The organism is Streptomyces sp. NPDC096324 (assembly GCF_044763015.1).
Taxonomy (GTDB): Bacteria; Actinomycetota; Actinomycetes; order Streptomycetales; family Streptomycetaceae; genus Streptomyces.
The window spans coordinates 184,295-210,737 of sequence record NZ_JBIWFK010000001.1 but is presented as its reverse complement, the minus strand read 5'-3'; the positions used below and the strand labels follow the sequence as shown (position 1 = coordinate 210,737).

22 protein-coding genes and 1 pseudogene are annotated in these 26,443 nt (G+C 72.5%); 11 read left to right on the top strand and 12 right to left on the bottom strand.

The genetic code is table 11. The annotated features are described in order from the left end of the window. Positions 1-39: 39 nt before the first annotated feature. Entirely contained in the window at positions 40-441 is a 402-nt protein-coding gene (locus ACIQ7M_RS00855; RefSeq protein WP_355774635.1) for a helix-turn-helix domain-containing protein, read from the bottom strand. Positions 442-653: 212 nt separating this feature from the next. On the opposite strand from ACIQ7M_RS00855, the gene ACIQ7M_RS00850 reads away from it, so the two are divergent. Beyond that, on the top strand, positions 654-2,105 hold the full coding sequence (locus tag ACIQ7M_RS00850) for an MFS transporter (protein WP_403639204.1): 1,452 nt from the start codon (positions 654-656) through the stop codon (positions 2,103-2,105). A 37-nt stretch (positions 2,106-2,142) separates the two neighbouring features. Continuing rightward, entirely contained in the window at positions 2,143-2,958 is an 816-nt protein-coding gene (locus ACIQ7M_RS00845) for a chitosanase (RefSeq protein ID WP_355774632.1), read from the top strand. A 162-nt stretch (positions 2,959-3,120) separates the two neighbouring features. Here ACIQ7M_RS00845 and ACIQ7M_RS00840 read toward each other — a convergent pair whose 3' ends face one another. The 6 genes from ACIQ7M_RS00840 to ACIQ7M_RS00815 form a co-directional block, all read right to left on the bottom strand. Next, on the bottom strand, positions 3,121-4,497 hold the full coding sequence (locus tag ACIQ7M_RS00840; protein ID WP_403638425.1) for an 8-oxoguanine deaminase: 1,377 nt from the start codon (positions 4,495-4,497) through the stop codon (positions 3,121-3,123). A gap of 77 nt (positions 4,498-4,574) precedes the next feature. Then, positions 4,575-5,522: a factor-independent urate hydroxylase gene (gene pucL, locus ACIQ7M_RS00835; RefSeq protein ID WP_355773887.1), complete on the bottom strand. Its 948-nt coding sequence runs from the start codon at positions 5,520-5,522 to the stop codon at positions 4,575-4,577. A gap of 5 nt (positions 5,523-5,527) precedes the next feature. Beyond that, on the bottom strand, positions 5,528-5,935 hold the full coding sequence (gene uraH / locus ACIQ7M_RS00830; protein ID WP_386989234.1) for a hydroxyisourate hydrolase: 408 nt from the start codon (positions 5,933-5,935) through the stop codon (positions 5,528-5,530). Further along, positions 5,932-6,486, bottom strand: a complete 555-nt coding sequence (gene uraD, locus ACIQ7M_RS00825) for a 2-oxo-4-hydroxy-4-carboxy-5-ureidoimidazoline decarboxylase (protein ID WP_403638422.1) — start codon at positions 6,484-6,486, stop codon at positions 5,932-5,934. Before uraD ends, uraH begins: the two co-directional genes overlap by 4 nt. Positions 6,487-6,670: 184 nt before the next feature. Continuing rightward, positions 6,671-7,039 (bottom strand): helix-turn-helix domain-containing protein, encoded by a 369-nt coding sequence (locus ACIQ7M_RS00820; protein ID WP_355773879.1) that lies wholly within the window; start codon positions 7,037-7,039, stop codon positions 6,671-6,673. After that, the gene (locus ACIQ7M_RS00815) at positions 7,036-7,296 is read right to left on the bottom strand and encodes a thiamine-binding protein (protein WP_403638420.1); all 261 of its coding nucleotides are present in this window, start codon (positions 7,294-7,296) and stop codon (positions 7,036-7,038) included. The genes ACIQ7M_RS00820 and ACIQ7M_RS00815 overlap by 4 nt, the downstream gene beginning before the upstream one ends. A gap of 169 nt (positions 7,297-7,465) precedes the next feature. On the opposite strand from ACIQ7M_RS00815, the gene ACIQ7M_RS00810 reads away from it, so the two are divergent. From ACIQ7M_RS00810 to ACIQ7M_RS00795, 4 genes are all read left to right on the top strand, one after another. Further along, positions 7,466-8,320 carry a TIM barrel protein gene (locus tag ACIQ7M_RS00810; protein WP_403638418.1) on the top strand — a complete coding sequence of 285 codons (855 nt, stop codon included), beginning with the start codon at positions 7,466-7,468 and terminating at the stop codon, positions 8,318-8,320. A 79-nt stretch (positions 8,321-8,399) separates the two neighbouring features. Then, positions 8,400-9,293: a 2-hydroxy-3-oxopropionate reductase gene (locus ACIQ7M_RS00805; RefSeq protein WP_403638416.1), complete on the top strand. Its 894-nt coding sequence runs from the start codon at positions 8,400-8,402 to the stop codon at positions 9,291-9,293. Between the two features lie 468 nt (positions 9,294-9,761). Continuing rightward, the gene (locus tag ACIQ7M_RS00800; protein ID WP_355773867.1) at positions 9,762-10,007 is read left to right on the top strand and encodes a hypothetical protein; all 246 of its coding nucleotides are present in this window, start codon (positions 9,762-9,764) and stop codon (positions 10,005-10,007) included. A gap of 239 nt (positions 10,008-10,246) precedes the next feature. Next, a complete protein-coding gene (locus ACIQ7M_RS00795) occupies positions 10,247-10,834 on the top strand; it encodes a TIGR04222 domain-containing membrane protein (protein WP_403638414.1) in 588 nt (195 codons plus the stop codon). Here the strand turns inward: ACIQ7M_RS00795 and ACIQ7M_RS00790 are convergent. Further along, complete coding sequence (locus ACIQ7M_RS00790) at positions 10,803-11,711, bottom strand: alpha/beta fold hydrolase (protein WP_403638412.1); 909 nt, start codon at positions 11,709-11,711, stop codon at positions 10,803-10,805. The two genes, ACIQ7M_RS00795 and ACIQ7M_RS00790, sit on opposite strands and share 32 nt — an antisense overlap. 373 nt (positions 11,712-12,084) lie before the next feature. Then, positions 12,085-13,869, bottom strand: coding sequence for a glyoxylate carboligase (gene gcl / locus ACIQ7M_RS00785; RefSeq protein WP_403638410.1), 1,785 nt, complete (start codon positions 13,867-13,869; stop codon positions 12,085-12,087). Positions 13,870-14,500: 631 nt separating this feature from the next. Here gcl and ACIQ7M_RS00780 point away from each other — a divergent pair. Next, a pseudogene (locus ACIQ7M_RS00780) lies at positions 14,501-15,168 on the top strand (hypothetical protein). A gap of 66 nt (positions 15,169-15,234) precedes the next feature. Here ACIQ7M_RS00780 and ACIQ7M_RS00775 read toward each other — a convergent pair. Further along, the gene (locus ACIQ7M_RS00775) at positions 15,235-16,842 is read right to left on the bottom strand and encodes an AMP-binding protein (protein ID WP_403638408.1); all 1,608 of its coding nucleotides are present in this window, start codon (positions 16,840-16,842) and stop codon (positions 15,235-15,237) included. Beyond that, the gene (locus ACIQ7M_RS00770; protein ID WP_403638406.1) at positions 16,839-18,518 is read right to left on the bottom strand and encodes an AMP-binding protein; all 1,680 of its coding nucleotides are present in this window, start codon (positions 18,516-18,518) and stop codon (positions 16,839-16,841) included. Before ACIQ7M_RS00770 ends, ACIQ7M_RS00775 begins: the two co-directional genes overlap by 4 nt. 102 nt (positions 18,519-18,620) lie before the next feature. Here ACIQ7M_RS00770 and ACIQ7M_RS00765 point away from each other — a divergent pair, with 102 nt between their 5' ends. From ACIQ7M_RS00765 to ACIQ7M_RS00755, 3 genes are all read left to right on the top strand, one after another. Next, positions 18,621-19,472 carry a response regulator transcription factor gene (locus ACIQ7M_RS00765; protein WP_403638403.1) on the top strand — a complete coding sequence of 284 codons (852 nt, stop codon included), beginning with the start codon at positions 18,621-18,623 and terminating at the stop codon, positions 19,470-19,472. Between the two features lie 165 nt (positions 19,473-19,637). Then, positions 19,638-22,487, top strand: a complete 2,850-nt coding sequence (locus ACIQ7M_RS00760) for an ATP-binding protein (RefSeq protein ID WP_386984528.1) — start codon at positions 19,638-19,640, stop codon at positions 22,485-22,487. Between the two features lie 495 nt (positions 22,488-22,982). Beyond that, positions 22,983-23,774, top strand: a complete 792-nt coding sequence (locus ACIQ7M_RS00755; protein WP_355770906.1) for a serine protease — start codon at positions 22,983-22,985, stop codon at positions 23,772-23,774. Between the two features lie 150 nt (positions 23,775-23,924). Here the strand turns inward: ACIQ7M_RS00755 and ACIQ7M_RS00750 are convergent, their stop codons facing one another. Next, entirely contained in the window at positions 23,925-25,031 is a 1,107-nt protein-coding gene (locus ACIQ7M_RS00750; RefSeq protein WP_403638401.1) for a winged helix DNA-binding domain-containing protein, read from the bottom strand. A 266-nt stretch (positions 25,032-25,297) separates the two neighbouring features. Here ACIQ7M_RS00750 and ACIQ7M_RS00745 point away from each other — a divergent pair, with 266 nt between their 5' ends. Next, positions 25,298-26,431 (top strand): magnesium and cobalt transport protein CorA, encoded by a 1,134-nt coding sequence (locus tag ACIQ7M_RS00745; protein ID WP_403638399.1) that lies wholly within the window; start codon positions 25,298-25,300, stop codon positions 26,429-26,431. Positions 26,432-26,443: the final 12 nt, after the last annotated feature.

The window sequence follows — 26,443 nt, the reverse complement described above, 5'->3', positions numbered from 1 at the left end:
CGGGTCGCACCGCCGCTGCCCCGCCGCACCGCCGCACGGCTACGCGTCGACCAACTCCGGCCGGTGCTCGGCGTCGTAGGCCGCGCGGGACTCGGCGATCGTGACGCGGTGCCGCTCGGCCCAGTCGGTGAGCGAGAGCAGCGTCGCGTGCAACTCGCGCGCGACCGGGGTGAGTTCGTACTCGACCTTCGGCGGGACCGTCGGGTGCACGGTCCGCGTGACGAGGCCGTCGCGCTCCAGATTGCGCAGGGTCAGCGTCAGCATGCGGCGGCTGATCCCCTCGATGCTGCGCTCCAGTTCGGTGAAACGGATCGGTCCGTGGGCGGCGGCCACGATGATCAGCACGCTCCATTTCCCGGCGACCCTGTCAAGAACCTCGCGGACCGGGCACGCCTGCGCGAGCACTGCCTGCGCGGTAACACCGGTGTTCCCCTGGGACATCGAAGTGCCTCCTTATGCCGGTCTCCCATGGTCACTCACGATGTCCCCCGTTACAAGTCGTGCACCAAGGGAGAACGTCCGTGGAACCGGAGCGGTCCACGGAGAACACGGAGGCCACCGTCATGCCGTCCCGGACCGAACCGGCGAGCCCGTCGACGCCACGAGCGTACTCACGATGGGCCTCCCTCGTCGTGCTGTGCGCGGGCACCCTGATGACCGTCCTGGACGGGAACATCGTCACCGTCGCCATGCCCGCCGTCCAGAGCGACCTCGGTTTCTCCGCCCCCGGACTCGCCTGGATCGTGAACGCCTACCTGATCCCGTTCGGCGGGCTGCTTCTGCTCGCCGGCAGGCTCGGTGATCTGCTGGGCCGCAAGCGGATGTTCACGGCCGGGCTCGCCGTGTTCACCGTCGCGTCCGTGCTGTGCGGGGTCGCCGACGGCCGGGGCGTACTGGTCGCGGCCCGCGCTCTCCAGGGCTTCGGCGGGGCGATGACCTCCGCCGTGGTCCTCGGCATGCTGGTGGCGCTCTTCCCCGAGCCGCGTGAACAGGGCCGCGCCATCGCGGTGTTCAGCGCGGTCGGCGCCGCGGGCGGGGCCCTCGGCACGTTCCTCGGCGGCGCGCTGACGCAGGCCCTGAACTGGCACTGGATCTTCCTGATCAACCTGCCGATCGGCGTGGCGGCCCTGGTCGCCGCCCTGCGGATTCTCGCCCCGGACCGGGGAGCGGGCCTCGGCGGCGGGGCGGACTATCCCGGTGCCGCCCTGGTCACCGGCGCCCTGATGCTGACGGTGTACGCGATCGTCGGCGCCGGGGAGCGGGACCTCGCCGGAACCCTCGCGCTCGGCGCGCTCGCCCTCGCGCTCTTCGCCGGCTTCACTCTCCGCCAGGCACGGGCCGCCCGGCCCCTGCTGCGGCTGCGGCTGTTCCGCTCGCGAACCCTGACGAGCGCGAACGGCGTACAGATCCTGATGATCGCCGGGATGTACGGCTTCCAGTACCTCGGCGCGCTCTACCTCCAACGCGTGCTCGGCTACAGCGAGTTGCTCACCGGTACGGCGTTCCTGCCCGCCCCGGTCGTCATCGGCGCCCTGATGCTGACCCTGTCGGCGCCGGCGATCGCCCGCTTCGGCCCGTACCGCGTCCTGCTCGCCGGACTCGCGCTCATCACGGCGGGCCTGGCCCTGCTCGGCCGGGCCCCGGCCGAGGGCGCGTACGTCGCCGACGTGCTGCCCCCGCTGCTCCTGCTCTCCGTGGGGTTCGCGGCCGCGATGCCCGCGGTGACGGGGCTCGCCATGACGGACGCCGGCGCGGAGGACGCCGGTCTGGCCTCCGGACTCTTCAACACCACGCAGGTGGTGGGCGGTTCACTGGGGCTGGCGGTGCTGACCACCCTGGCGGCGAGCCGCACCGAGCGGCTGACCGGCGCGGGCGAGCACGTCGTCGCGGCGACGGCGGACGGCTACCGGCTGGCGTTCACGGTGGCCGCGGTGGTCGCGGCCACCGCCTTTGCCCTGGCCGCCGCGCTGTTGCGGCCCCGCCGGGAACCCCGCCGTGTTCCCCCGGCGCGCCCGCACGACGCGTCTCCCGACCCCCGGAGCGTCAACTCGCCTTTCCCTAAAGGGTATACGCCGTCCTCCAACTCTGGTAGGAAACTTTCCTAACAGTACGCGGAAGCACCGCTCCCCCATCGGAGGTACCGTGCACACCCCCCACATAGCCCCTTCGCGTCGCACCCTGCTCACCCTGATCGGAGCCTCACTGGTGGCAGGACCCCTGATCGCCACCCAGAGCGCGACCGCGGCCGCGGTCGGACTGGACGACCCGGCGAAGAAGGAGATCGCCATGAAGCTGGTCTCCAGCGCGGAGAACTCCTCGCTGGACTGGAAGGCGCAGTACAAGTACATCGAGGACATCGGCGACGGCCGCGGCTACACCGCCGGGATCATCGGCTTCTGTTCGGGCACCCACGACATGCTCGAACTCGTCGAGCTGTACACGCAGCGCAAGCCCGGCAACGTCCTGGCCAAGTACCTGCCCGCGCTGCGCGAGGTGGACGGCTCCGACTCGCACGAGGGCCTGGACCCCGGCTTCCCGGCCGACTGGCGCCGGGCCGCCCAGGACACGGCGTTCCAGCAGGCCCAGAACGACGAACGGGACCGCGTGTACTTCGACCCCGCCGTCCGGCAGGGCAAGGCCGACGGCATCGGCACCCTCGGCCAGTTCACGTACTACGACGCCATCGTGATGCACGGCAACGGTGACGACAGCACCAGCTTCGGCAGCATCCGGCGGCGTGCGCTCGCCAAGGCCAGGCCGCCGGCCCAGGGCGGCGACGAGGTGACGTATCTGAACGCCTTCCTCGACGCCCGTGTCTGGGCCATGAAGCAGGAGGAGGCCCACTCCGACACCAGCCGGGTCGACACCGCGCAGCGGGTCTTCGTACGCAACCGGAACCTGAACCTGAACACACCGCTGGACTGGAAGGTCTACGGCGACAGCTATCACATCGGCTGACACCGGCGATCGGACGCGGGGCGCGGCACGCTCCACGTCGAGGACGAACCACTCCGGGGCGCGCACGTCCGTGCGCGCCCCGGAGACGGCCGGCGTGGACCCGGCTCGGGTCCACGGCCACCGGCCGAGGGCCGTCCCCCTCGGCCGGAGTTCCGCGGTGGGTCAGTCCTGCCCGGCGATCCGCGCGAGGCGCCGCGCCTCGTCCCGGGTGGAACGGGCGATGGCGTCCTCGTCCACCAGCAGCAGGCGGCCGTCCTCGACGACCGGACGGCCGTTCACGAGCGAGAGGGTGACCGGCGCGGCGGCGCCGAGGACGAGCGCCGTCACCGGGTCGGCGATCGAGGCGTGCGCCAGGGTGTCCATTCTCCACAGCACGAGGTCGGCGAGCTTGCCGGCCTCCAAGGAGCCGATCTGGCTTGCCCGGCCCAGGACTTGAGCTCCTCCGTAGGTGCCGAGCCGCAGCGCCTGACGGGCGCTCAGGGCGGCCTCGCGGTGGGCGCCGAGCCGGTTGACGAGCAGGGCGTTGCGCAGCTCGGTGTGGAGTTCGCCGGACTCGTTCGACGCGGTGCCGTCGACGCCGAGGCCGACCGGGACGCCGGCCGCGAGCATGTCGGGGACCCGGGCGATGCCCGCGGCCAGCCGGGCGTTGGAGGAGGGACAGTGGGCCACACCCGTCCTCGTCCGGGCGAAGGCGGCGATGTCGGAGTCCTTCATGTGGACGCAGTGCGCCATCCACACGTCCTCGCCGAGCCAGCCGGTCGACTCGAAGTACTCGGTCGGGCCCATGCCGAACAGCTCCTTGCAGAACTGCTCCTCCTCCACGGTCTCCGAACCGTGCGTGTGCAGCCGTACCCCCTTGCGGCGCGCCAACTCGGCGCCCTGCTTCATGAGTTCGGTGGAGACGGAGAAGGGCGAACAGGGCGCGACGGCGATCTGGGTCATGCTGTCGAAGGAGGCGTCGTGGTGCTCGTCGACGGTCGCCTCGGTGGCGGCGAGCGCCCCTTCGAGGGTCTCGACGGCGAAGTCCGGGGGCAGTCCGCCGTCCTTCCGGCTGCGGTCCATGGAGCCGCGGGCCAGGGTGAAGCGGACTCCGGTCTCGTGGGCGGCCCGGATGATCGCGCCGGACAGGTCCCCGGAGCCCTTGGGGAAGACGTAGTGGTGGTCCATGGCGGTGGTGACACCGCCGCGGGCCATCATGGCGAGGGAGCCCTGTGCGGCCACGTAGGCCATCCGCTCGTCGATGCGCGCCCAGGTCGGGTAGAGCGCGACGAGCCAGTCGAAGAGGTTGTGGTCCGTGGCGAGGCCGCGGGTGATCCACTGGTAGAAGTGGTGATGGGTGTTGACCAGGCCGGGGGTGGCCAGGTGCCCGGTGCCGTCGACGCGGCGGACCACGTTCTCCAGGTTCTCCGGGGCCTTTCCGGCACCCACCGACTCGATCCTGTTGTCGGCGACGACGATGTGCCCCGAGGCGTACTCGGTGTCGCCCGCGTCCACGGTCGCGATGGCGCAGTTCTCGATGACGATGCGCTGGACTGGCACTGCGGTTCCTCGTTCTTCCGGATCGGCGGACGGACCCGGCGGCCGATCGGGGGGACGGCCGGGTCCGTGAGGCGGTTCTAGAGGTTGGTGAGGTCGACCGGGATGCGCGGGTCGCAGCCGTCGCGCAGGACGGTGGCCTCGATGAGTCCGTAGGGACGGTCGGCCGCGAAGTAGACCTCGTTGTCGTTCTCGAGGCCGAACGGCGTGAGGTCGACGAGGAAGTGGTGCTTGTTCGGGAGCGAGAAGCGGACCTCGTCGATCTCGTCGCGGTGGTCGATGATCCGCGCGCCCATCTCGTACAGGGTCTGCTGGAGCGAGAGGGAGTAGGTGTCCGCGAAGGCCTGGAGCATGTGCTTCCTGGCCTCGTCGTAGGACTTGTCCCAGTCGGGCATCGTCTCCTCGTCGCCGGTCCAGTTGAAGCGCCAGCGACTGGAGACCTGCGTGGCCAGGATGCGGTCGTACGCCTCCGGGAGCGTCGTGTACCGGTCCTTGACGTAGCCCCAGAACTCGGAGTTCGTCGAGTTCATCACGACGAGGTCCTTCAGGCCCGAGACGACCTCCCAGGTCTCACCGTCGTAGGTGATCTGGGTGACGCGCGTCTCCTGGTTCCTGCGGACGAAGGAGTGCCTCGGCTCGTCCGCGCCGGCGGTCCGGGAGGCGGCGTCCGGGGCCTCGATGCGCTCCCAGGCGTACTCCTCGATCCGGACGCGCGCCCGGTGGATCGGCTCCTGGCCGGTCACGAAGTGCCGGGCGAGATGGATGCCGAACCGTTCGGCGGACTCGATGCCGTGCTCCTTGGCGAACGCGTACACCGTGTTCTTGGTGGTGTCCGTCGGCAGGACGTTGGCGTTGGAGCCGGAGAGGTGGACCTCGTCCATGTCGCCGCTCAGCGCGACGGACACGTTCAGGTCCTTGATGTGGTGCGTGGCGCCGTCGCGGGTGATGCGCACGACGCGGTTCTCGGCCTTGCCGTACTGGTTCTGCCCCAGGAGCACCGGGCGGCCCTGGCGGGAAGGTTCGGTCATGTCTGCTAGCTCCCTCGGTAAACGGAGTAGCCGAACGGGTTGAGCAGCAGCGGTACGTGGTAGTGCTCGCCCGGCCTGACGGCGAAGGTGATCGTCACCTCGGGGAAGAACGTCTCGCTGTCCCGATTCGCGGGGGCGTCCTGCTGCGCATCGGCTCGCTGTGTCGTTGTCGCCGGATCCTGCTCGAAGTACCGCTCGACCTCGAAGTCGAGCCGTACGTGGGTCGTGTCCTCCGGCAGCGCCGGAAGGTCCCTGCACCGGCCGTCCGCGTCGGTCGCGGAACCGCCGAGCGGCCGCCAGTCGCCCTCGCGCCCCGCGCGGGCGGCGAGCCGGACCGCGACGCCCCGGGCGGGGCGGCCCACGCTGGTGTCCAGGATGTGGGTGGACACGGAGGCCGTGGTGTCGGTGCTCATGCCTCTTCCTCCTGTACGGGGTCCGCGACGAGTTCCTCCGGTTCGCGGTCGCTCACGAGGCGGCCGAGCCGGATGCGGTTGATCTTTCCCAGTTCGGCGCGGACGATCTCGCGCTCCCGCCCGGCCGGGTTGCCGATCCGCTCCTTGACCGCGTCGCGCATCTGCTCCCCGGTCCGGCCGGTGGCGCAGACGAGGAAGACATGGCCGAACTTCTCCTGGTAGGCCAGGTTCAGTCCGAGCATCTCCTCCTTCAGCTCGGCGGAGGCGCCGGCCATCCCGCGCTGTTCGCGCGAGGAGGCCGGGTCGCCGGGCTCGGGCCGTCCGATGGGCGGGTGCCCCGCCATCGCCTCCGTCAGGTCGGCGATGGCGAGGCCCGCGGTGGCGGCGTCACTCTCGGCGTACAGGTCCTCGGCGGTGGCGTAGGGACGGGCGGCGAGCAGCCGTTCGGCCCACGTCCGGGAGGCGCACACCTCGTGGAGGACGGCGAAGGCCGCGGACTCCTCGAGGGTGTTGAGGCGGGCCAGGCCGCCGGATGCCGTACTCGACTCCATGGGAAGCCTCCGTGGCCGTGTGCTGGACGGGCTGCGGACAGCTAACGCCCTCGACGATGCGACGTCAACACTTTGTTGAAAACTTCGGGTTGCGGGAGATGACGAAAGCCGCCACCCGGTCGTCCGGGCGGCGGCGGGGTGGCGGCCGGTGACACCTGCCGCCCGAAAGGCGTGTTCGCGCCGGTCAGGCGCCCTTCTCGCGGTTCAGGTAGTTGTAGACGGTGAACCGGCTCACGCCGAGCGCGCTCGCCACGGTCTCCACACCGTGCCGCACGGAGAAGGCCCCGCGGGCTTCCAGTATGCGCACGATCTCCTGCTTGGCCTTGCGGTCGAGCTCCGCGAGCGGCACGCCCCGCTTGCGCTCCAGGGCGGCGAGGATGTGGTCGAGCGAGTCGGCGAGCTGAGGCAGGCGCACGGCGACGACGTCCGCGCCCTCCCAGGACAGGACGACGTCGTCCACGCCGGCCCGCTCGGGCGGCAGCATCTCGCCACCCATGGCGTCGACCAGCGGCTTGACCGCCGCGACGAAGGGGTCGTCCGCGATTCCGGTCACTTATCGCCCTCCCCCGCCGGCCCGACGACGTTGACCTGGAGCGAGACCCGGGTGGCGCCCGCGTCCAGGACCTGGCGCAGCAGCGCCTCGACGGCGGCGAGCACGGCGTCCGCGCCGCCTTCCGCCGTATTGCCGAACGGGCCGACGTCCACGGCGTCCAGCTCGGCCGCCTCGATGACCTCGCGGGCGACCAGGGCGTGCCGGGGGGCCTCGTCGAGATCGAAGGGCTCGGTCGTGAACTCCACTCTCAATCGCACGGGCTCAACCTACTGCCCGGCGCGGCCACCCCGGCAAGCCCCCTGCGGCCGGAGCGGGCCGCCCTCACGGCTTTCCGCCGGGACCCCCCTTGACAACGCTCACGACCCGACTGCAATCTTCCATTGAGCAGAAACAAGTTTCCGCATTACGGAAAGGAGACCGGACCTCATGGGATTCGCGGACCAGCGCTTCACCGCCAATCTGTCGATCCTCTTCACGGAACTCCCGCTGCTGGAGCGCCCGGCGGCCGCGGCCGCCGCGGGCTTCACCGCGGTCGAGCTGTGGTGGCCCTGGGTCGACTCCCCCACCCCCGAGCGGTCCGAGCTCGACGCCCTGAGGACGGCGATCGAGGCCGCCGGTGTCCGATTGACCGGCCTGAACCTCTACGCAGGCCGGCTCCCCGGCCCGGACCGGGGCGCCCTGTCCCTGCCCGGCGCGGAGTCCGAGCGGTTCCGGGCCAACATCGACGTGGCCACCGATCTCGCCGGCTCACTGGGCTGCACGGCGCTCAACGCGCTGTACGGCAACCGCCTCCCCGGCGTGGACCCGGACGAGCAGGACGCGCTGGCGCTGGAGAACCTGGCCCTCGCGGCCCGGGCCGCGGACCGGATCGGCGCGATCCTCCTGGTCGAGGCCCTCAACGAGCGGGAGTCACCGGACTATCCGCTGGTGAGCGCCCCGGCGGCGGTCGCGGTCGTCGACAAGGTCAACGCGGCGACCGGCCTCGGCAACACCAGGTTCCTCATGGACCTGTACCACCTCGCCATGAACGGCGAGGACCTGCCGCGGGTGATCGCCGCCCACGCCGGCCGGACCGGCCATGTACAGATCGCCGACAGCCCCGGCCGCGGCGCGCCGGGCACCGGCGCGCTCCCCCTCGAAGCGCTCCTCGACCAGCTCGCCGCGGCCGGTTACGCGGGCTGGGTGGGCCTGGAGTACAAGCCGGGCGACCGGCCGAGCGCGCGGGCCTTCGACTGGCTGCCCGCGACGGCCCGGGCCGCCCGCCGAGCGGCACCCCGGTGACGCGGCGGCGGCACGGATCGCGGCGGCACGGACCGGACAGACGCAGCACGGATCGCACGGATCGCAGAGAGGCACCCTCATGAGCGACAACCTGCCCAAGGTGGCGTGGATCGGTCTCGGCATCATGGGCTCACCCATGTCGGAGAACCTGATCAAGGCCGGGTACGACGTCACGGGCTACACGCTGGAACAGGACAAGCTGGAGCGCCTGGCGGCCGCGGGCGGCACCGCCGCCGGTTCGATCGCCGAGGCCGTGCGGGACGCCGACGTGGTGATCACGATGGTGCCCGCCTCCCCGCAGGTCGAGGCGATCGCGTACGGTCCCGACGGCATCCTGGAGAACGTGCGGCCCGGCGCGCTGCTCATCGACATGTCCTCGATCACCCCGCGGACCTCGGTGGACCTCGCCGAGGCCGGCGCCGAGAAGGGCGTCCGTGTCCTGGACGCCCCGGTGTCCGGCGGCGAGGCCGGGGCGATCGAGGCGGTGCTGTCGATCATGGTCGGCGGTGACCACGAGGACTTCGACGAGGCGGAGCCCCTGTTCGAGGCGCTCGGCCGGACCATCGTGCGGTGCGGTCCGCACGGCGCGGGCCAGACCGTGAAGGCGGCCAACCAACTGATCGTGGCCGTGAACATCCAGGCGTGCGCCGAGGCCGTCGTCTTCCTGGAGCGCTCCGGCGTGGACCTGAGCGCCGCGCTCGACGTCCTCGGCGGCGGTCTGGCGGGGTCGACGGTGCTGGCCCGCAAGAAGGACAACTTCCTGAACCGCGACTTCAAGCCGGGATTCCGTATCGACCTGCACCACAAGGACATGGGCATCGTCACGGACGCCGCCCGCTCCGTGGGCGCCGCGCTGCCGGTGGGAGCCGTGGTCGCCCAGCTCGTCGCAAGCCTGCGTGCGCAGGGCGACGGCGGGCTGGACCACTCCGCGCTGCTGCGCGCGGTCGAACGCCTCTCCGGCACCCGGGTCTGACCGGGCACCTCGAACGTCCGGGCCGTGGCGGCGCCGACATCTGTCCTGTCGCGCCCAGGCGCCGCCACGGCCCGGATCCGCGTTCGGAGAGCTGAGCTCCCGGACCGCGTCACGGACGGCCCGGATGAGGGGTGGCCGTCGCGGACACGGTCCGGGCGGGTGAGGACCGCGGCGGCCCGCGAGCCGGTGCGGTGGTGAAGGATCGGTTCCCCCTTCTCGACCTGAGGGAAGGGTGACTCCGGTCCGTCGCGACCGCCGCGGTCCCATCCACACATCGGCCGCGGCCACGCCCCGGCTCCTGCCGGAGAACGGCTTCGGCCACGCCCCCAAGAACCCCGTCCGGCGGCGCGAACGTACTGTCGCGCCCAGCCTCGCGCCGTCGGACGGCAACAACCCCACGGTCCCGCCGGAGGCGCCCGGTGCCCGGCTCCGGGTGCGGATTCCGGCCGCGGCCAGCAGCCTTGGACCATGGACGCTGACGGCAAGGAACTCCCCAGGATCGTGGTGCACACACCGGGTCTGGACGGGTCGCGGCGGGTCACCGAGGGCGACCGGGTGCTCGGCATCGCGTACCACCTCGACGACGTGGTCGAGATCCTGCGCCAGGCGGACGTCGACCTCGACGTGATCGAGGTCGAGGAGAGCGACATCATCGACTGGCAGGGCGGCGGCCCGGACGACTGGCCCGGCCTCTCCGAGCACACCGAGGTCTGAGGACCGTACGCCGTGCGCGCCGGACCGCGTGTCGCGCCCTTGATCCACGAGCCGGAAACGGGCGCCGAACGGACCCCGTCCGTACGCAAGCGGGCGTAGGACGCCTACGGAACCCTCAAATCAACCTCTGAACACCGCCCCGGGGGCTTCACCTCCGGCCGGATAAGGCACATCCTCGGCACACGGGGCCCGCCGGCACGGGGGCGGCGGGTCCCGAACGGGGGCACGGGGGAAGCACCATGAGCGGAAGCGCGGCGGTCGGGCCTGGGCCTTTGACCGTCGCGCTGCTGCGTGGCGGGCCGCGCGCGGCCGTGAAGGTCGCCGTGGTCGCCCTGCATCTGCGGGGAGCGGTGGCCCCGGGCCCGCAGGGCACGATACGGACCTCGAACCCGTCCCCGGGGACCTCGTTCGCGTCGGGGCTCGCCCTGGAGAAGGCCGTGCGCGGCTCGCTCTACCTCCCGGCGGGAGTGCGGGAGTTGATGGACCGGCCGCGCGTGCGACGGGCGCTGGCGGAGCTGCGCGGCGAGGCCGCCGCGGCCGGACTGCTGCGCCGCCTGCCCCCGCGCCGGACGCGTGCCGCCCGGCGTGTCCTCCGGGAGCTGCGGGCCTCGGTCCCGCTTCCCGCCGGGCCGGAGGGCCTGTCCCCGGCCGAGGTCCTGCTCGCGGTCGCCCTGTACGGCGACACCGCCCTGACCGCGCTGGTGCCCCGCTTCACCGAGGCCGCCGGCCTGAAGGGGCGCGGCGGCCCGCAGGAGCGCGGACTCTCCCGGGGCGGCGACATGGGGGGCGACGCCTTCATCGGCTGCGCGGGCGGCTGGGGGGCCTGACCCTTCGTGCGGTGACCGCACGCGGATTCTCCAGGAACGGCAGGACATGCCGGAGGAAGAGACCGGGGCGTTCGTTGTACGGCTCGTGGGCCGTGGGCAGCCGGACACTCGTCGTCCCCGCGGGCAGGACGCGTCGGGCCCGGCGGCCGTCGAGGAACGCGGGGACGACGGGATCGCGGCTCCCCCACAGCAGCAGGATCGGCACGCGGAGGGCGGCCGGGTCCGCGAGGCCGAAGTCCGGGTCGACGAGACCGCGCCACAGCGCGCAGTGCACCGCCAGTCTCCGTTCGTCCCCCGGCAGCCGGCGCACCCGGGCGTAGGTCTCCCGCGCGCTCGGGGTGCCCAGCCGGCCCAGATAGGCGCGGGCCAGCGGGACGACGAGCCGACGGGCACGGGCGGGGCGGCCCATCACCTCGCGGCAGAACCAGCGGGTGAGCGCGGTGTGCCGGGTGAAGCCCGCCGGGTCGACCAGGACGAGCGCGCTCACCGACGCGGCACGGGGACCCTCGGCGAGACGGCAGGCGACATAGCCGCCGACGCTGTTGCCGAGCACGGCGAGCTCCCGTACGCCCCGCTCCTCGGCCAGGGCGTCGATCACCCGCTCCGCGACCCCCACCAGTCCCTCGGGGGTGACCCGCCCGGGTTCCGGGGCGGTCGAGTCCCCGTACCCGGGCCAGTCCACGACGAAGGTGCGGTACCGGTCGGCGAGGGCCGGCAGCACGGCGTCGAAGTCCCGGCCGTCCCCCGGGTTGGCGTGCAGGAGCAGGAGAGCGGGCGCGCCGGACGAGGCCGGGGTCCCCGCCGGACGGGCGCCGGGGAGGGGGTCGAGGCAGCGTACGGCGATGTCGCCGAGGGGGGTGGGGACGGTCATCCGCATGGGGCGAGCATGCCGGACCGGCCCGCTCCTGGGAACAACGCGCCTGGGCGGACCGCCACTTGTGGCGGTCCGCCCTGACACGCCAAGGGGAGCTCCCGGGCACGCGGGGGAAAAAGATCCCGACGCGCGCAGGAGGGTTCCGGCAGGGGACGGGAAGGTCCCGGCAGGGGACGGGAAGGTCCCGGCACGGACCCGGAAGGTCCCGGCAGGCGCGGAGAAGGTCCCCGCACGCGCGGGGAAGCTCCCGGCACGGACCCGGAAGGTCCCGGCAGGCGCGGAGAAGGTCCCCGCACGCGCGGGGAAGCTCGCGGCACACGCGGGAAAGCTCGCCGCGCGGGACGGAAGCTCCCGGCACGCGATGCGGAGCGCCGGGTCAGACCTTCAGTGTCCTGATCGCGGTGGGCGCGTGGCCCGGCTCGGTGGCGATCTCCTCGAACTCGACCACGTTCCCGATGTCGTTGGTCCTGCTCATGGCGATGTTGGTGACGCGCTCCAGGATCACCTCGACGACGACGGGAACCTGGAACTCGGCGGCGAGTTTCCCGGCCCGCTCGAAGGCGGCGCCGAGCTCGCCCGGGTCGGTGACCCGGATCGCCTTGCAGCCGAGACCCTCGACGACCTTGACGTGGTCGACGCCGTAGACGCCGAGCTCCGGGGAGTTGATGTTCTGGAACTCCAGGTTGACCTGGAAGTCGATGTCGAAGCCGAGCTGCGCCTGCCGGATCAGGCCCAAGTAGGCGTTGTTCACCAGGACATGCACGTACGGGATCCTGTGCTGGGCCCCGACGGCCAGTTCCTCGATCATGAACTGGAAGTCGTAGTCGCCGGAGAGGGCGACGACCTGCGCGCCGGGGTCGGCCCTGGCGACGCCGAGCGCGGCCGGGATCGTCCAGCCGAGCGGGCCCGCCTGGCCGCAGTTGATCCAGTGGCGCGGCCGGTAGACGTGCAGCATCTGGGCGCCGGCGATCTGCGAGAGACCGATCGTGGAGACGTACCGGGTCTCCGGGCCGAAGGCCTTGTTCATCTCCTCGTAGACGCGCTGCGGTTTGATCGGGACGTCGTCGAAGTGCGTCCGGCGCTGGAGGGTGGCGCGCTTCTCCTGCGCCGAGGCGGCCCACGCGGAGCGGTCGGGCAGCGTGCCCGCCGCCTTCAGCTCCCTCGCCACCTCGACGAAGAGTTCCAGGGCGGCCCCGGCGTCGGAGGCGATGCCGAAGTCCGGGGCGAAGATCCGTCCGAGCTGGGTGGGTTCGATGTCGACGTGCACGAAGGTCCGGCCTGCCGTGTAGACATCCAGGTCGCCGGTGTGGCGGTTGGCCCAGCGGTTTCCGATGCCGAGGACGAAGTCGGACTCCAGGAAGGTCGCGTTGCCGTAGCGGTGCGAGGTCTGGAGGCCCACCATGCCCGCGTTGAGCTCGTGGTCGTCGGGCAGGACGCCCCAGCCCATGAGTGTCGGGACGACCGGGGTTCCCGTCAACTCGGCGAACTCGACGAGGAGTTCGGCGGCGTCGGCGTTGACGATCCCGCCGCCGGCCACGATGAGCGGGCGCTCGGAGGCGTTCAGCAGCCCGATCGCCCTCTCGATCTGGGCGCGGGTCGCGGCGGGCTTGTACGCCTTCAGGGGCTCGTACGCCCCGGGGTCGAACTCGATCTCGGTGAGCTGGACGTCGATGGGCAGGTCGACCAGGACCGGCCCGGGGCGACCGGAGCGCATGAGGTGGAAGGCCTGCTGGAGGACTCCGGGGACCTGCGCGGCCTCCAGCACGGTGACGGCCATCTTGGTCACCGGGCGCGCGATCGAGGCGATGTCGACGGCCTGGAAGTCCTCCTTGTGGATCACCGCGGTGGGTGCCTGGCCGGTGATGCACAGGATCGGGATCGAGTCCCCGCTCGCGGAGTACAGACCGGTGATCATGTCGGTTCCGGCGGGACCCGAAGTGCCCACGCAGACACCGATGTTGCCCGGGTGGGTGCGGGTGTAGCCCTCCGCCATGTGCGAGGCGCCCTCCACGTGGCGGGCGAGGGTGTGGCTGATTCCGCCGGACGCCGCGAGCGCCGCGTAGAAGGGGTTGATCGCCGCGCCCGGAACGCCGAACGCGTCGGTGACGCCCTCGCGCTTGAGGATCTCGACTGCCGCGCGGGCAGCGGTCATACGAGCCATGGAGTACTCCTGCTTCGGCTGTCGGATTCGCACTCCCGTCGCGCCCCGCGGAGAGCCGTTGATCCCAGTTCTTATTCCGCATTACGGAAACTAACTTCTACTATCTGGAAGCAATGTAGGTGGCGGGGCAGGGGGCGTCAAGGGTGGGCGGAGCGCGGGGCCCGGCCCGTGCGCGTCGGGGCGTTTCCCTGCCGGACGCCGCCCGGCTGGAGGACGATGGACGCGCTGTCCCGACGTGAGTTCCTGGAGTGGGCCATGGCCGAGAGCGTGCCGGTGCGGTGTCCGGCCTGCCGCCGCGAGCACCTGTACGCGGCCCCGTCCTACCCCTGCGTGTGCGGATCGCCCGTGACGGCCCCGCTCGACCACCTCGCGGAGGCGACCCCCGTCGCCCACCGCGCGTGGGACGAGGAATGGACGACGGTCCGGTGCGACACCTGCGGCCACGGGAGTCAGTGGCCACAGCCCGAGCTGGGCTGCGCCTGCGGAACGACCCTGCGCATCCCGCTGCGAACGGACCCGGCCCGGAAGACGGACCCGGCCACACCCCGGACCGACGACGGCGAAACCGAGGCGGCCGCCCACCGGGACGGGGACCAGCAAGCCGGGGCTGACGCAGGCCGGGAAGCCGAGGCTGCCGCCCACCAGGGCGAGGACCGGGAGGCCGAGGGGACCGCCCGCCGGGACGAGGACCGGGAGGCCGAGGGGGCCACGCGCCGGGACGGCGACCGGGACGTCACGGCCGGCACACACCGGGAGCGGGACGCCGGGGCCGATGCACACCGGGCCGGGGAAGCGGACGGGCGCCGGGACGGCGTGGCCGAGGGCGGCGGTCCCGAGGGGGGCTCGGACGGGGGCCGTCGCGCCGGGCTCGGGCACTCCGGCCACCACGGCTCCGGCCACGACGGGGGGACCGGCCGGAGGCCCGCGTTCCGGCCGGTCGCCATTCGTACCGCTCGCGACGCCGTCACCGCCGCCGCGCTGTATCTGGGCTGGCTCGGCTACCGCGACATCCGGCGCGCCGACCAGCGGCCCACGTCCGGGATCGGGCTCGCCGCGCGCGGCGTCCTGGCCCAGGTGGACCCCACCGTGCGGCCGGCCTCACTGCGGGACGTGGAGTGTCTGTGGCTGACGGCCATGACGGAGTCGGCGAACTGCGTGTTCTTCTCCCTGGCCGGGTACGCCGAGGACGCCCGCGCCCGCGCCGACACCCTCGGCGTCCCCCTCTTCGTCCTGGACCTCACGGGCACCCCGCAGCCGGTGAACAGCCCGGCCGCCGAACTCATCGCCGTCCCGGACTGAACACCCGGCACGGGACCAGGCGTCGGCGGCGGCACGGCAAGCGCGGGCGCGGGTGGCCCGGGAGCCCTACTCGGCGTACGTCTCCCGCAGTTCGATCTTCCGCACCTTCCCCGAGACCGTCATCGGGAAGGTCTCCAGGACGCTCAGCCGGCTGGGGATCTTGTAGTGCGCCAGCCGGCCCTCGCAGAAGGCGCGCAGCTCCTCCAGCGTGAGCGGGTCGGCGGGATCGCGCGGGATGACACAGGCGAGCACCTCCTCGCCGTAGCGCTCATGAGGAACACCGACCACCTGCACGTCGGCGATCTTCGGGTGGGCGTACAGGAACTCCTCGATCTCACGGGGATAGATGTTCTCGCCGCCCCTGATGATCATGTCCTTGATGCGTCCGACGATCTCGACGTACCCGTCCTCGCGCATCACGGCGAGGTCGCCCGTGTGCATCCAGCGCCCCGCGTCGACGGCCTCGGCGGTCTTCTCGGGCTCGTTCCAGTAGCCGAGCATCACGCTGTAACCGCGGGTGCACAGCTCCCCCGTGGTGCCGCGCGGCCGGGTCACCCCGTCCACCGGGTCGACGACCTTCACCTCCAGGTGCGGCAGCACCCGGCCGACCGTGCCCGTGCGGTGCTCCAGGTCGTCGTCCCGGCGCGTCTGGAGCGAGACGGGCGAGGTCTCCGTCATGCCGTAGCAGATGGACACCTCCTCCATGTGCATCTCGGCGACCACCCGTTTCATCACCTCGACCGGGCAGGGCGAGCCCGCCATGATGCCGGTGCGCAGCGTGGACAGGTCGTACGAGGCGAAGTCCGGGAGGTTCAACTCCGCGATGAACATGGTGGGTACGCCGTACAGCGACGTGCACCGCTCCTGCTGCACGGCCCGCAGTGTGGCGGCCGGGTCGAACGACGGCGCCGGGACGACCATGCACGCGCCGTGCGAGGTGGCGGCCAGATTTCCCATGACCATGCCGAAGCAGTGGTAGAACGGCACGGGGATGCAGACCCGGTCCCGCTCCGAGTAGGAGATCGACTCCCCGACGAAGTAGCCGTTGTTGAGGATGTTGTGGTGGGAGAGGGTGGCTCCCTTCGGGAACCCGGTCGTCCCCGACGTGTACTGGATGTTGATCGGGTCGTCGCAGGACAACTCGGCCTCGCGTGCGCGGAGTTCGCTCCGCAGTTCGGGGGTACCGCGGCGGATCAGCGCGTCCCAGCCAGGGTCGCCGATGTACACGGTCTCCCTCAACCGCGGGCACCTGCCCCGCACTTCCTCGACCATCGCGCGGTAGTCGCTGCTCTTGTGGCTGAGCGAGGCGAACAGCAGCGAGATCCCGGCCTGGTCGAGGACGTACTCCACCTCGTGGGTGCGGTAGGCCGGGTTGATGTTCACCATGATCGCGCCGATGCGGGCGGTGGCGTACTGGACGAGCACCCACTCGGGGCAGTTGACCGCCCAGATGCCCACCCGGTCGCCCTTGGCGACTCCGGACGCGAGCAGCGCGTACGCCAACTCGTCCACGGCCGCGCCGAATTGGGCATACGTCCAGCGTCGGCCCGAGGGCACGTCGACCAGTGCCTCCCGGTCCGGCCAGGTGGCGACGGCCCGGTCGAGGTTGGCCCCGATGGTGTCGCCGAGCAGCGCCGTGCCGCCCGTCCCGTGCGCGTACGACAGTTCACTCACCGGAAGTCCTCCTCGCGGTACTCGGCGTCCGAGCCGGCGGCCGTGGCCTCGCGCAGCTCGATCCGGCGGATCTTGCCGGAGACGGTCTTGGGCAGCTCGCCGAACTCCAGCCGGCGGATGCGCTTGTACGGCGCGAGCACCGTGCGCGCGTGCTCGAAGAGGACCTTGGCGGTGTCGGGTCCCGGCTCGTACCCGGCCGCGAGGACGATGTACGCCTTCGGGACGGCCAGGCGCAGTTCGTCGGGGGCCGGGACCACGGCGGCCTCGGCGACCGCCTCGTGCTCCAGGAGCGCGCTCTCCAGCTCGAAGGGCGAGATCTTGTAGTCGGAGGCCTTGAACACGTCGTCGGCGCGGCCGACGTAGGTGATGTAGCCGTCGGCGTCGCGTGAGCCGACGTCCCCGGTGCGGTAGTAGCCTCCGGCCATCGCCTCCGCCGTACGGTCGGGGTCGCCGTGGTAGCCGGTCATCAGGCCCACGGGGTGCGCGGACAGGTCGAGGGAGATCTCGCCCTCCGCGGCGCCGGGGGCGCCCGTGACCGGGTCGAGCAGTTCGACGCGGAAGCCGGGGCTGGGGCGGCCCATGGAGCCGGTCTTGAGCGGCTGGCCGGGGCTGTTGGACACCTGGACGGCGGTCTCCGTCTGCCCGAAGCCGTCCCGGATGGTGACACCCCAGGCGCGCCTGACCTGCTCGATGACCTCGGGGTTCAGCGGCTCGCCCGCGGCGACGACCTCGCGCGGCGGGGTCCGCAGCAGGCCCAGGTCGGCCTGGATGAGCATGCGCCACACGGTGGGCGGGGCGCAGAAGGTGGTGACGCCGGCCCGGTCCATCTCGGCCATCAGCCGGCCCGCGTCGAAGCGCGTGTAGTTGTACAGGAAGACGGTCGCCTCCGCGTTCCACGGCGCGAAGAGGTTCGACCAGGCGTGCTTGGCCCAGCCGGGTGAGGAGATGTTCAGGTGGACGTCCCCGGGCTTGAGCCCGATCCAGTACATGGTGGCCAGGTGGCCGATGGGGTACGAGACGTGGGTGTGCTCCACGAGCTTGGGCTGAGCGGTGGTGCCCGAGGTGAAGTAGAGCATCAGGGGGTCGTCCGCGTGGGTGGGGCCGTCGGGTTCGAAGACGGGATCGGCGGCGGCCGTCTCCTCGTACGCCTGCCAGCCGGGGCGCGTGCCGCCGACCGCGACACGGGTGTAGTCCCCGGGCACCGCGTCGAACTTCGCGGTGTCCTCGGAGCGCGCGACGACGTGCCGCACCCGGCCGCGTTCGATCCGGTCGGCCAGGTCGGCGGGGCCGAGCAGCGGGGTGGCCGGGATGACGACGGCGCGCAGCTTCATCGCGGCCAGCGCCGTCTCCCACAGCTCGACCTGGTTGCCGAGCATGACGAGGACACGGTCCTCCGCCCCCACACCCCGGTCCCGCAGCCAGTTGGCGACCCGGTCGGAGCGCTCGGACATCGCGGCGAAGGAGACCTCGACACGTCCGCCGTCCTCCTCCACGATGTGCAGGGCGGTGCGGTCGTTGTCCCGCGCGATGACGTCGAACCAGTCGAGGGCCCAGTTGAAGTGCTCCGGGCGGGGCCAGCGAAAGCCCTCGTACGCCGTGGTGTAGTCCGAACGGTGCTCCAGCAGGAAGTCCCGTGCGGCACGGAACTCGTCCGCCCTGCCCGTTGTCGCCGTCATGTGTCCTCCTCGTTGCCGGACCGCCGCCTACCATCGTGTATTCCGTGATGCAGGTCTCACCACCCCCGAACGGGGGGTGCCCCGCGATGAAGGGACGAGCAGGTGGCAGCGGACACGGCCGAGTCGGTGGAAGTGCGCGCGGCGCTGGTGCGGCTGCGGCGTGCCACGGGGCTGCCGGTGGCCTTCGGCGGCCTGGTCGACTCCGGCGGGCGGCTGGTGCGCATCAGTGAGCTGAGCGGTACGGCGACGCGCGCGCTGAGCGCGCTCGCGGTCTCGTCCGGCAACGGTCTGGGCGGCAAGGCGGTCGCCCTCGCCCGGCCCTGCGCGGTGAGCGACTATCCGGCCTCGCGGCAGATCAGCCACGAGTACGACACGGCGGTGGCGACGGAAGGCCTGTGTTCCGTCCTCGCGGTTCCCGTCGTCGTACGGCGCCGGGTGCGCGGGGTGCTGTACGGCGCCCTGCGGACGGCCCAGCCGCTGGGCGACCGCACGCTCGGGGCGGCCGTCGCCGCGGCCCGGGACGTGGAACAGGCGCTGGTCGTCAGGGACACGGCGCACGAACTGCTGGGCGTCGTCCGAGAGCCCGGCCCGGCGCCGGGAGCGACGGGTGACGCGGCCTGGGAAGAGGTGCGCGAGGCGCACGGGACACTGCGGGCGCTGGCGCCGCGGATCGCGGACCCGGGGCTGCGCGCCGAACTGCTCTCCGTGTGCGGCCGGCTGGCCGACGCGGCCGCTCCGTCCGAGGGGGTGGTCCACGATGTCGTACTCGCTCCGCGCGAGGTGGACGTCCTCGCCTGTGTCGCGGCGGGAGCGACCAACGCGGCCGCCGCCGAACGGCTCGGGCTCCGCCCCGAGACCGTGAAGGGGTATCTGCGTTCGGCCATGCGCCGGCTCGGCGCGCACACCCGACTGGAGGCCGTCGTCGCCGCGCGCCGGGCGGGGGTGCTGCCCTAGCGGACCCGCCCGCCGCGGCCGCCCGCCGCGGGACCCTTCATTCAATCGTCCGGACCGTGAAATGACGTATGCGTACCATCTGTTATTTCCCTCACCACCCGGACTGTCCGAAATTCAAAGAGACGTTGCCTAATATTGGCCAGGACACGACACACGAGGGGAGCGGTGACCGTGCGAGGGGACTTCAGGGAACCTGCGAGACCGCGCCCCGACCTGGTCATCGGCCGGGAGGAACTCTTCGCCGCGGCACGCGAGCAGCTCTCCGACGGTGGCAGTGTGCTCGTCCACGGGCCCGCGGGAATAGGAAAGTCGACCGTTCTGCGGGCGCTGGCCGCCGAATGCGCCGAATCGGCGCGGACCGTCTTGCGTTGCTCGGCCACCGAGTCGGAATCCCATCTCCCCTTCCTCGCGCTGGCAGACCTCCTCGGTCTGGTCGTCGACGAGATAGCCGACCGGCTGCCCGCCCCGCAGCGCACGGCCCTGGAGTCGGCGCTCACCGGCCGCGGTGAGTCCACCCTCCAGCGCGACGGTCTGGCGCTGCGGCTCGCGGTGCTGTCGGCGTTCCGCGCCCTCGCCGCGCGCGGGCCCGTGCTGATCGTCGCCGACGACCTCCAGTGGCTCGACCCGGCCAGCGCCGAACTCCTCGGCTTCGCCGCCCGCAGGCTCGGCGGCACACCGGTCCGCATGCTCACCGCGGTCCGTACGGAGACCGAGCCCCAGGCGCAGGACCACGACGGCTTCCTCCGCGCGTCCGTCCCGGAGACCCTGGCCCTGCGGGTCGCCCCGCTGGCCCGCGCCAAGGTGGCCGAACTCCTCGCGCAGCGCGGCTACACCGGTCTGCCGCGCTCCACCGTGCGCGACATCCACCGCACCAGCGGCGGCAATCCGCTCTTCGCGCTGGAGCTGGGCCGTGCCCTCGCCGAGTCGCCGACCCGGCCGAGCCCGGGCGAACCGCTCCCCGTGCCGACGTCACTGCGGGCGCTCGTCCTCAGCCGTCTGGACATGCTGTCCGCCGAGGCCCGCCGCACCCTGCTCGTGGTGAGTGCCGGCGCCCGCCCGACCCTGGCCCTGCTGCACGCCGCGGGCCGGGAGAACGCGGAGGCGGAGACGGCCTCGGCCGCCGCCCTCGGACTGCTCGCCACCGAACGCGAGACACCGGGCATCCGGTTCGCGCACCCCCTGGTCTCGGCCGCCCTGTACGCCGAGGCCGACGCGCAGGAGCGGCGCGCCGCCCACTCCGCCCTGTCCCGCGCCGCCTCCGATCCCATCGAACGGGCCCGGCACCTCGCGCTCGCCACCACGGGCACGGACCCCGCGGTCGCCGACCGGCTCGGCGAGGCCGCGGCCGCCGCCCGTGACCGCGGCGCCCCCTCCGTCGCCGTCGGACTCGGACTGCTCGCCGCCCGGCACACCCCGGCCGACACCCGGCCGGGCGCGGACGAACGGCGCCTCCAGGCGGCCGAGGACGCGCTCACGGCCGGGGAGACGGACCTCGCCCGGGACATCGCCCGCCAGGTGCTGTCACGAGCCACCGCCCCCGCCGAACGGGTCCGGGCCTGGATGGTCGTCGTCGACTCCGCCGGGCAGGCCATGGCCGAGATCGACGCCGTCTTCCCGCAGGCGCTCGCCGACGCGGGCGACGACCCCGGCCTCGTCGCCCTCGTCCGCTACCAGCTCGCCTGGCGGGCGCTGCTGATGGACGGCGAGATGACCAAGGCCCGCGAGGAGGCCGCCCGGGCCGCCCGGCTCGCGGCGCGCGCCGGCGACCGGCGCACCGAACTCCTCGCGCTCGGTTTCCAGGCGCAGATGGAAACCCTGATGGGGCACCCGGACGCGCCCGCGACCATCCAGCGCGCCATGCGCGAGCCGCAGGACCCGCGGGTCGCCTGCGACCACAACGGGGCCGGCGCCGCCCGCTTCCGCTGGCTCATCATGGGCGACCGGCTCGCCGAGGCCCGCACCGCCATCACCGCGCTGCTGCGCGAGGTGCAGCGGCGCGGCATGGTCGAGAGCGAACTGCACTTCCTGCGCGGCCTCGCCGAGACCGAACTGCGCTCCGGCCACTGCGGCCGCGCCCTCGACCTGGCCCGGGAGAGCCTGCGGCTGGCCCGCGACACGGGCATCGGCGAGGCCGCCACGGCCATGTTCACCTCGCTCGCCGAGGCGGCCGGCGGTGACGTGGGCCGCGCGCTCTCGCTCGCCCACGAGGCCGTGGACCGCGCCGAGGAGGACGGCGACCTGGTCTACCTCTCCCGCGCCCTCGGCGCCCTCGGGCACGCGCAGCTCGTCGCCGGGGACGCGTCGGCCGCGGTCCACTCCCTGCGCCGGGTACGGGAGCTGGAGGAGAGCCTCGGTGTCATCGACCCCGCCCGGGGGCGCTGGCACGGGGACCTCGCCGAGGCCCTGGTGAGGATCGGCGAGACCGCCGAGGCGCAGGACGTCATCGACGTGACCCGCAGGCGCGCGCTGCGCCTGGAGCGCGAGAGCGTGCTCGCCGTGCTCGACCGCGCCGAGGCGCTGGTCCGGGCCGCGCGCGGCGAACAGGGACCCGCGGAGCGCCAGTTGGCCTCCGCGCAGGACCGCCTGGGCAAGCTGGGCTACGGCCTGGAGGAGGCCCGTGCCGCGTACGCCCTCGCCGGGCTGCGCGCCTTCCCGCACGTTCCCGGGTCCGCTCGGGCGGGCGGTACGACCGTGCCGGGACCCACGTCCTACGACGAGGCGGCCCGGCTGTTCCGCCGGTGCCGCGCGCTGCCCTGGCTGCGGCAGGTGGAGTCGGCGGCCGCGCGCCCGCCGGCCGCGCCGCCCCTCGCCCCCGCCGCCCTCGACACCCTCGCGGCCACCGAGCGTCAGGTCGCCGCCCTGGTCATGGAGGGCGCCACCAACCGTGAGATCGCCGGGCGCCTGTTCATCAGCGTCAAGACGGTCGAGGCCACGCTCACCCGGGTGTACCGGAAGCTGGGGATTCGGTCGCGGGTCGACATCGTGCGTCTGGCGGCGGAACGCAGGCCCGACTGACGCTCCCCCGGCCCCTGGGGAAGCCGCCCCGCCGGGCGGGGACTCCGGGACGCGAGCGCCGGGCCGTGTCCGCGAGGTCGCGCCGCGCCCGCCCGGGGGCGGTGCCGGCCGAAACCGTGACGCGGGGCACGCCGGAAGCGGCCGGACCGGTGAGACTGCGGGCCGGAACGGTGACGCTCCGGCCGACACCGGTAGAGCTCCCGGCCGGGGCGGTATGGCTGCTGGGTGATTCCTTCGGGTGAACGTGCGCCGGACGGGCGGGGCTCCCTGGCCGGGACCGGCCGTCCGGCGCCCGCGTCAAACACGGCCCGCGCCCCGCAAGGGTTTTCCCTCCCCCGTCTCGACTAGGGGGTTCCCTCATTGGGGGAGAGCGGTCACAACCCCTAGCGTGTGGGCGTGCCGCTCGCTCGGGCCTACGACACCCCATCCAGAGGCGTCGTGACTCCCCCCACACACACCCGCGCGTCCCCCCACCGGCAACTTTCAAGGAGACCGATGTTCGGGCTCATCCGCCTCAAGAACAGCGCAGCCATCTGCGCGGCGACCGCCGCGGCAGCCGCGACCACGCTGCTCGGCGCCCCGTCCGCCGCCGCCGCTCCCCAGCCCATCGTCGGCGGCACGACGACCACGACGACCGCGTACCCGTTCATGATGCAGATCACCGACGCCAGGCAGAACCAGTTCTGCGGTGGCACCCTCGTCGCCGCCGACAAGGTCGTGACCGCGGCCCACTGCATGTCGGGCGAGACCACCAACAGTATCCGTGTGGTGGGCGGGAGGACCTTCCTCAACGGCACGGACGGCACCGTCGGCACGGTCAGCAAGATCTGGATCAACCCCGACTACACCGACGCCACCGACGGCGACGACGTGGCCGTCCTGACGCTGTCCACGCCGATGCCGTACACCCCGGCACCGTACGTGTCGGGCTCCGACACCGGCCTGTACGCGGCCGGCACCGAGTCCCGCATCGTGGGCTGGGGTACCACCTCAGAGAACGGCACGTCCTCCAACCAGCTCCGCACCGCGACCGTCCCGATCGTGTCGGACTCCAGTTGCGCGGCCTCGTACGGCTCCAACTACGTGGCCTCCGACATGGTCTGCGCCGGTTACGACGCCGGCGGCGTCGACACCTGCCAGGGCGACAGCGGCGGCCCGCTGCTCATCAACGGTGTGCTGGCCGGCATCACCTCCTGGGGAGAGGGTTGCGCGGAGGCCGGCTACCCGGGGGTGTACACCCGCCTGACGACGTTCTCCAGCCTGGTGACCGAGCAGGTCGACTCGTAGGAACCCATGATTTCCTGAGTACCCCTCAGGTAAAAGCCGAGGGGCGTTGCGAGCCTCCACGAGCGGTCCGCAACGCCCCTCATCCAAGGACATGCCCCTGATACCTGCCGGCGGACGGCTTCCCCGCGGCGCCCCCCGTCCGCCGGCATCTCAGGGCCGCGCGACCGTGCCGAACCGGATGTCGTACGTCTCTCCGGCGTGCATCGTCGTGAGCATCCGTTCCCCCTCCGCGGTGACCTCGTCCCGCCGCGCGCCGCTGAGCCCGCCGAAGGGTTCGACGACCAGCGCGCCCTCCTCCAGCTTCCACAAGCCGGCCACGAAACCGTCGACGAGCAGGGTGCGGTAGGCCTGATTGCCCCGCCACGTACGCCCCTTGAGGTCCGCGGGGACGACCCGGGAGCGGTCGGCGTGGGACAGCAGCAGATTGTCGAACTCGGGCAGGAAGCGGGGCGGGGCGGGGGTGTCCGGGTCGGGCCGGGACGCGTCGGGCAGGTCGAAGAGCTCCACTCCGTTCTCGTCGCGGAACACCTCCAGGGCGGGCCGGAGCCGCTCGAAGACCTCGCGGAGCCGGGTCAGGCCGGCCCAGGTCTGCATGTCCTTGACCGAGGCGGGGCCGAAGGCTGCGAGATAGCGCCGCACCGTCACGTCCGGTGCGGGGGCGGGTTCGGCGGGGCGGCCCAGCCAGTGCTCGGCGGTGGTGAGCGCGACCTGGCCGCTGCGGCCCCACACACCGCGCGGGGTGACCTGGACGAGGGGCAGCGTGCAGCGGGCCGCGACGGAGAGGGCGAACGGGTCGGCTTCCGGCCACGTTGCGAGCAGTGCCTCCCGGAGCTGCTTCATGGTGCGCGGCTCCGCCTCCACCAGCTCGCGGCCGATCGCGGCGAGCCGGTCCAGGTCGACGCCGGTGAGCCCCTTGCGGAACTGGCCCAGCTCCCGGTCGCGGGCGGCCTGGACCAGCGGACGCAGGGTGAGGGCGTCGTCGGCGGTGTGCGTGTGGATGGTGGAGCGCATGGTGACGATGCGGACGACGTCGCGCGCCTCCATGGCCGTCGACAGGTGCTCGGGCCGGAAGCCGTCCAGGCGGGCGGCGAGGGCGTAGTACGGCGGCTTCACGTTCTGCGCCTGGAGGCCGAGGAGGTGCTCGACGGCGGCCGTCGCGGCCATCGGGGAGCGGCGCAGCAGGAGCTGACGGTCGAGGGTCGCGCGGTTGAGGGCGCGGGCGCCGAGCACGGGGGCCGTCGCGGTCGTCTTCGTCATACCCGGCACGCTAACGCCCCTCGCGGACACCCTCTGTCCGCAACTCCCACCCGGCCCGCCTCCCGGATACCCGGCCGGTGACGGTACGCGGGCCGTTTGCCCCGTATATCCTGCTCGGAGATCGCGCAGACGTACGTTCGACCCTGGAGGCAGCCGCGATGTCCGAGCGACGCGCCCGCTCAGCCTCGGATGACCGGAGGGGCCCGGGGGCCACGGACGGCCCCGGGGAGGCGAAAGACCCCGCGAGCCCCGGGGGCCGGAAGCACATGGGGGCCGCGCGGAAATCGCTCTGGCGGCGCGCCCTGACGCCGCCGTCCGCGCCGCCCCCGCGGCACACGCCGCCGCGGGAGGCGCCTCCCGCGCCGGAGCCCACCGAGGTCGTCAGCGTCGTCCAGTCCGCGCTGTACCGCGACGGGGTGAGGGTGTCGACGCCCGCGTCGCTGGCCGAGACCTTCCGTGAGCTGCGCGAGCAGCCGGACGGCATGGCGTGGATCGGCCTGGCCCGTCCGACGGCGGCCGAACTCCATTCACTGGCGGCCGAGTTCGATCTGCATCCGCTGGCCGTCGAGGACGCGATGGAGGCGCACCAGCGTCCGAAGCTGGAACGCTACGGGGAGACGCTCTTCGTCGTCCTGAGCGCCGCCCGCTATCTGGACGCGGCCGAGGAGGTCGACTTCGGCGAGCTGCACGTGTTCGTGGGGCCGGACTTCGTGATCACGGTCCGGCACGGCGCGGCACCGGACCTCTCGGCGGTGCGCCGCCGCATGGAGGGCAGTCCGGAACTGCTGCGGCTCGGCCCGGAGGCCGTCCTGTACGCGATCCTCGACTCCGTCGTCGACGGTTACGTCCCGGTGGTCTCCGGCGTCCAGAACGACATCGACGAGATCGAGACCGAGGTCTTCCGCGGCGACCCCGCGGTGTCCCGCCGCATCTACGAACTCTCCCGCGAGATGGTCGAGTTCCAGCGCGCCACCCGCCCGCTGGTCGGCATGCTGCACAGCCTGATGGCCGGCTTCGCCAAGTACCGCACGGACGAGGAGCTCCAGCGCTACCTCCGCGACGTCGCCGACCACGTCACGCACACCAGCGAGCGGGTGGACGGATTCCGCCAGGCGCTCACCGACATCCTCACGGTCAACGCGACACTCGTCACCCAGCAACAGAACGCCGAGATGCGGGCGTTGGCGGAAGCAGGCTTCGAACAGAACGAGGAGATCAAGAAGATCTCGTCCTGGGCGGCGATCCTGTTCGCCCCGACACTCGTAGGAACGATCTACGGCATGAACTTCGAGAACATGCCGGAGCTGGGCTGGACCTTCGGATACCCCTTCGCGATCGGCTTGATGGGCGTTGTTTGCGCCAGCCTCTACGTGATTTTCAAGCGCCGGGACTGGCTCTAGGCCCCGCGCGCC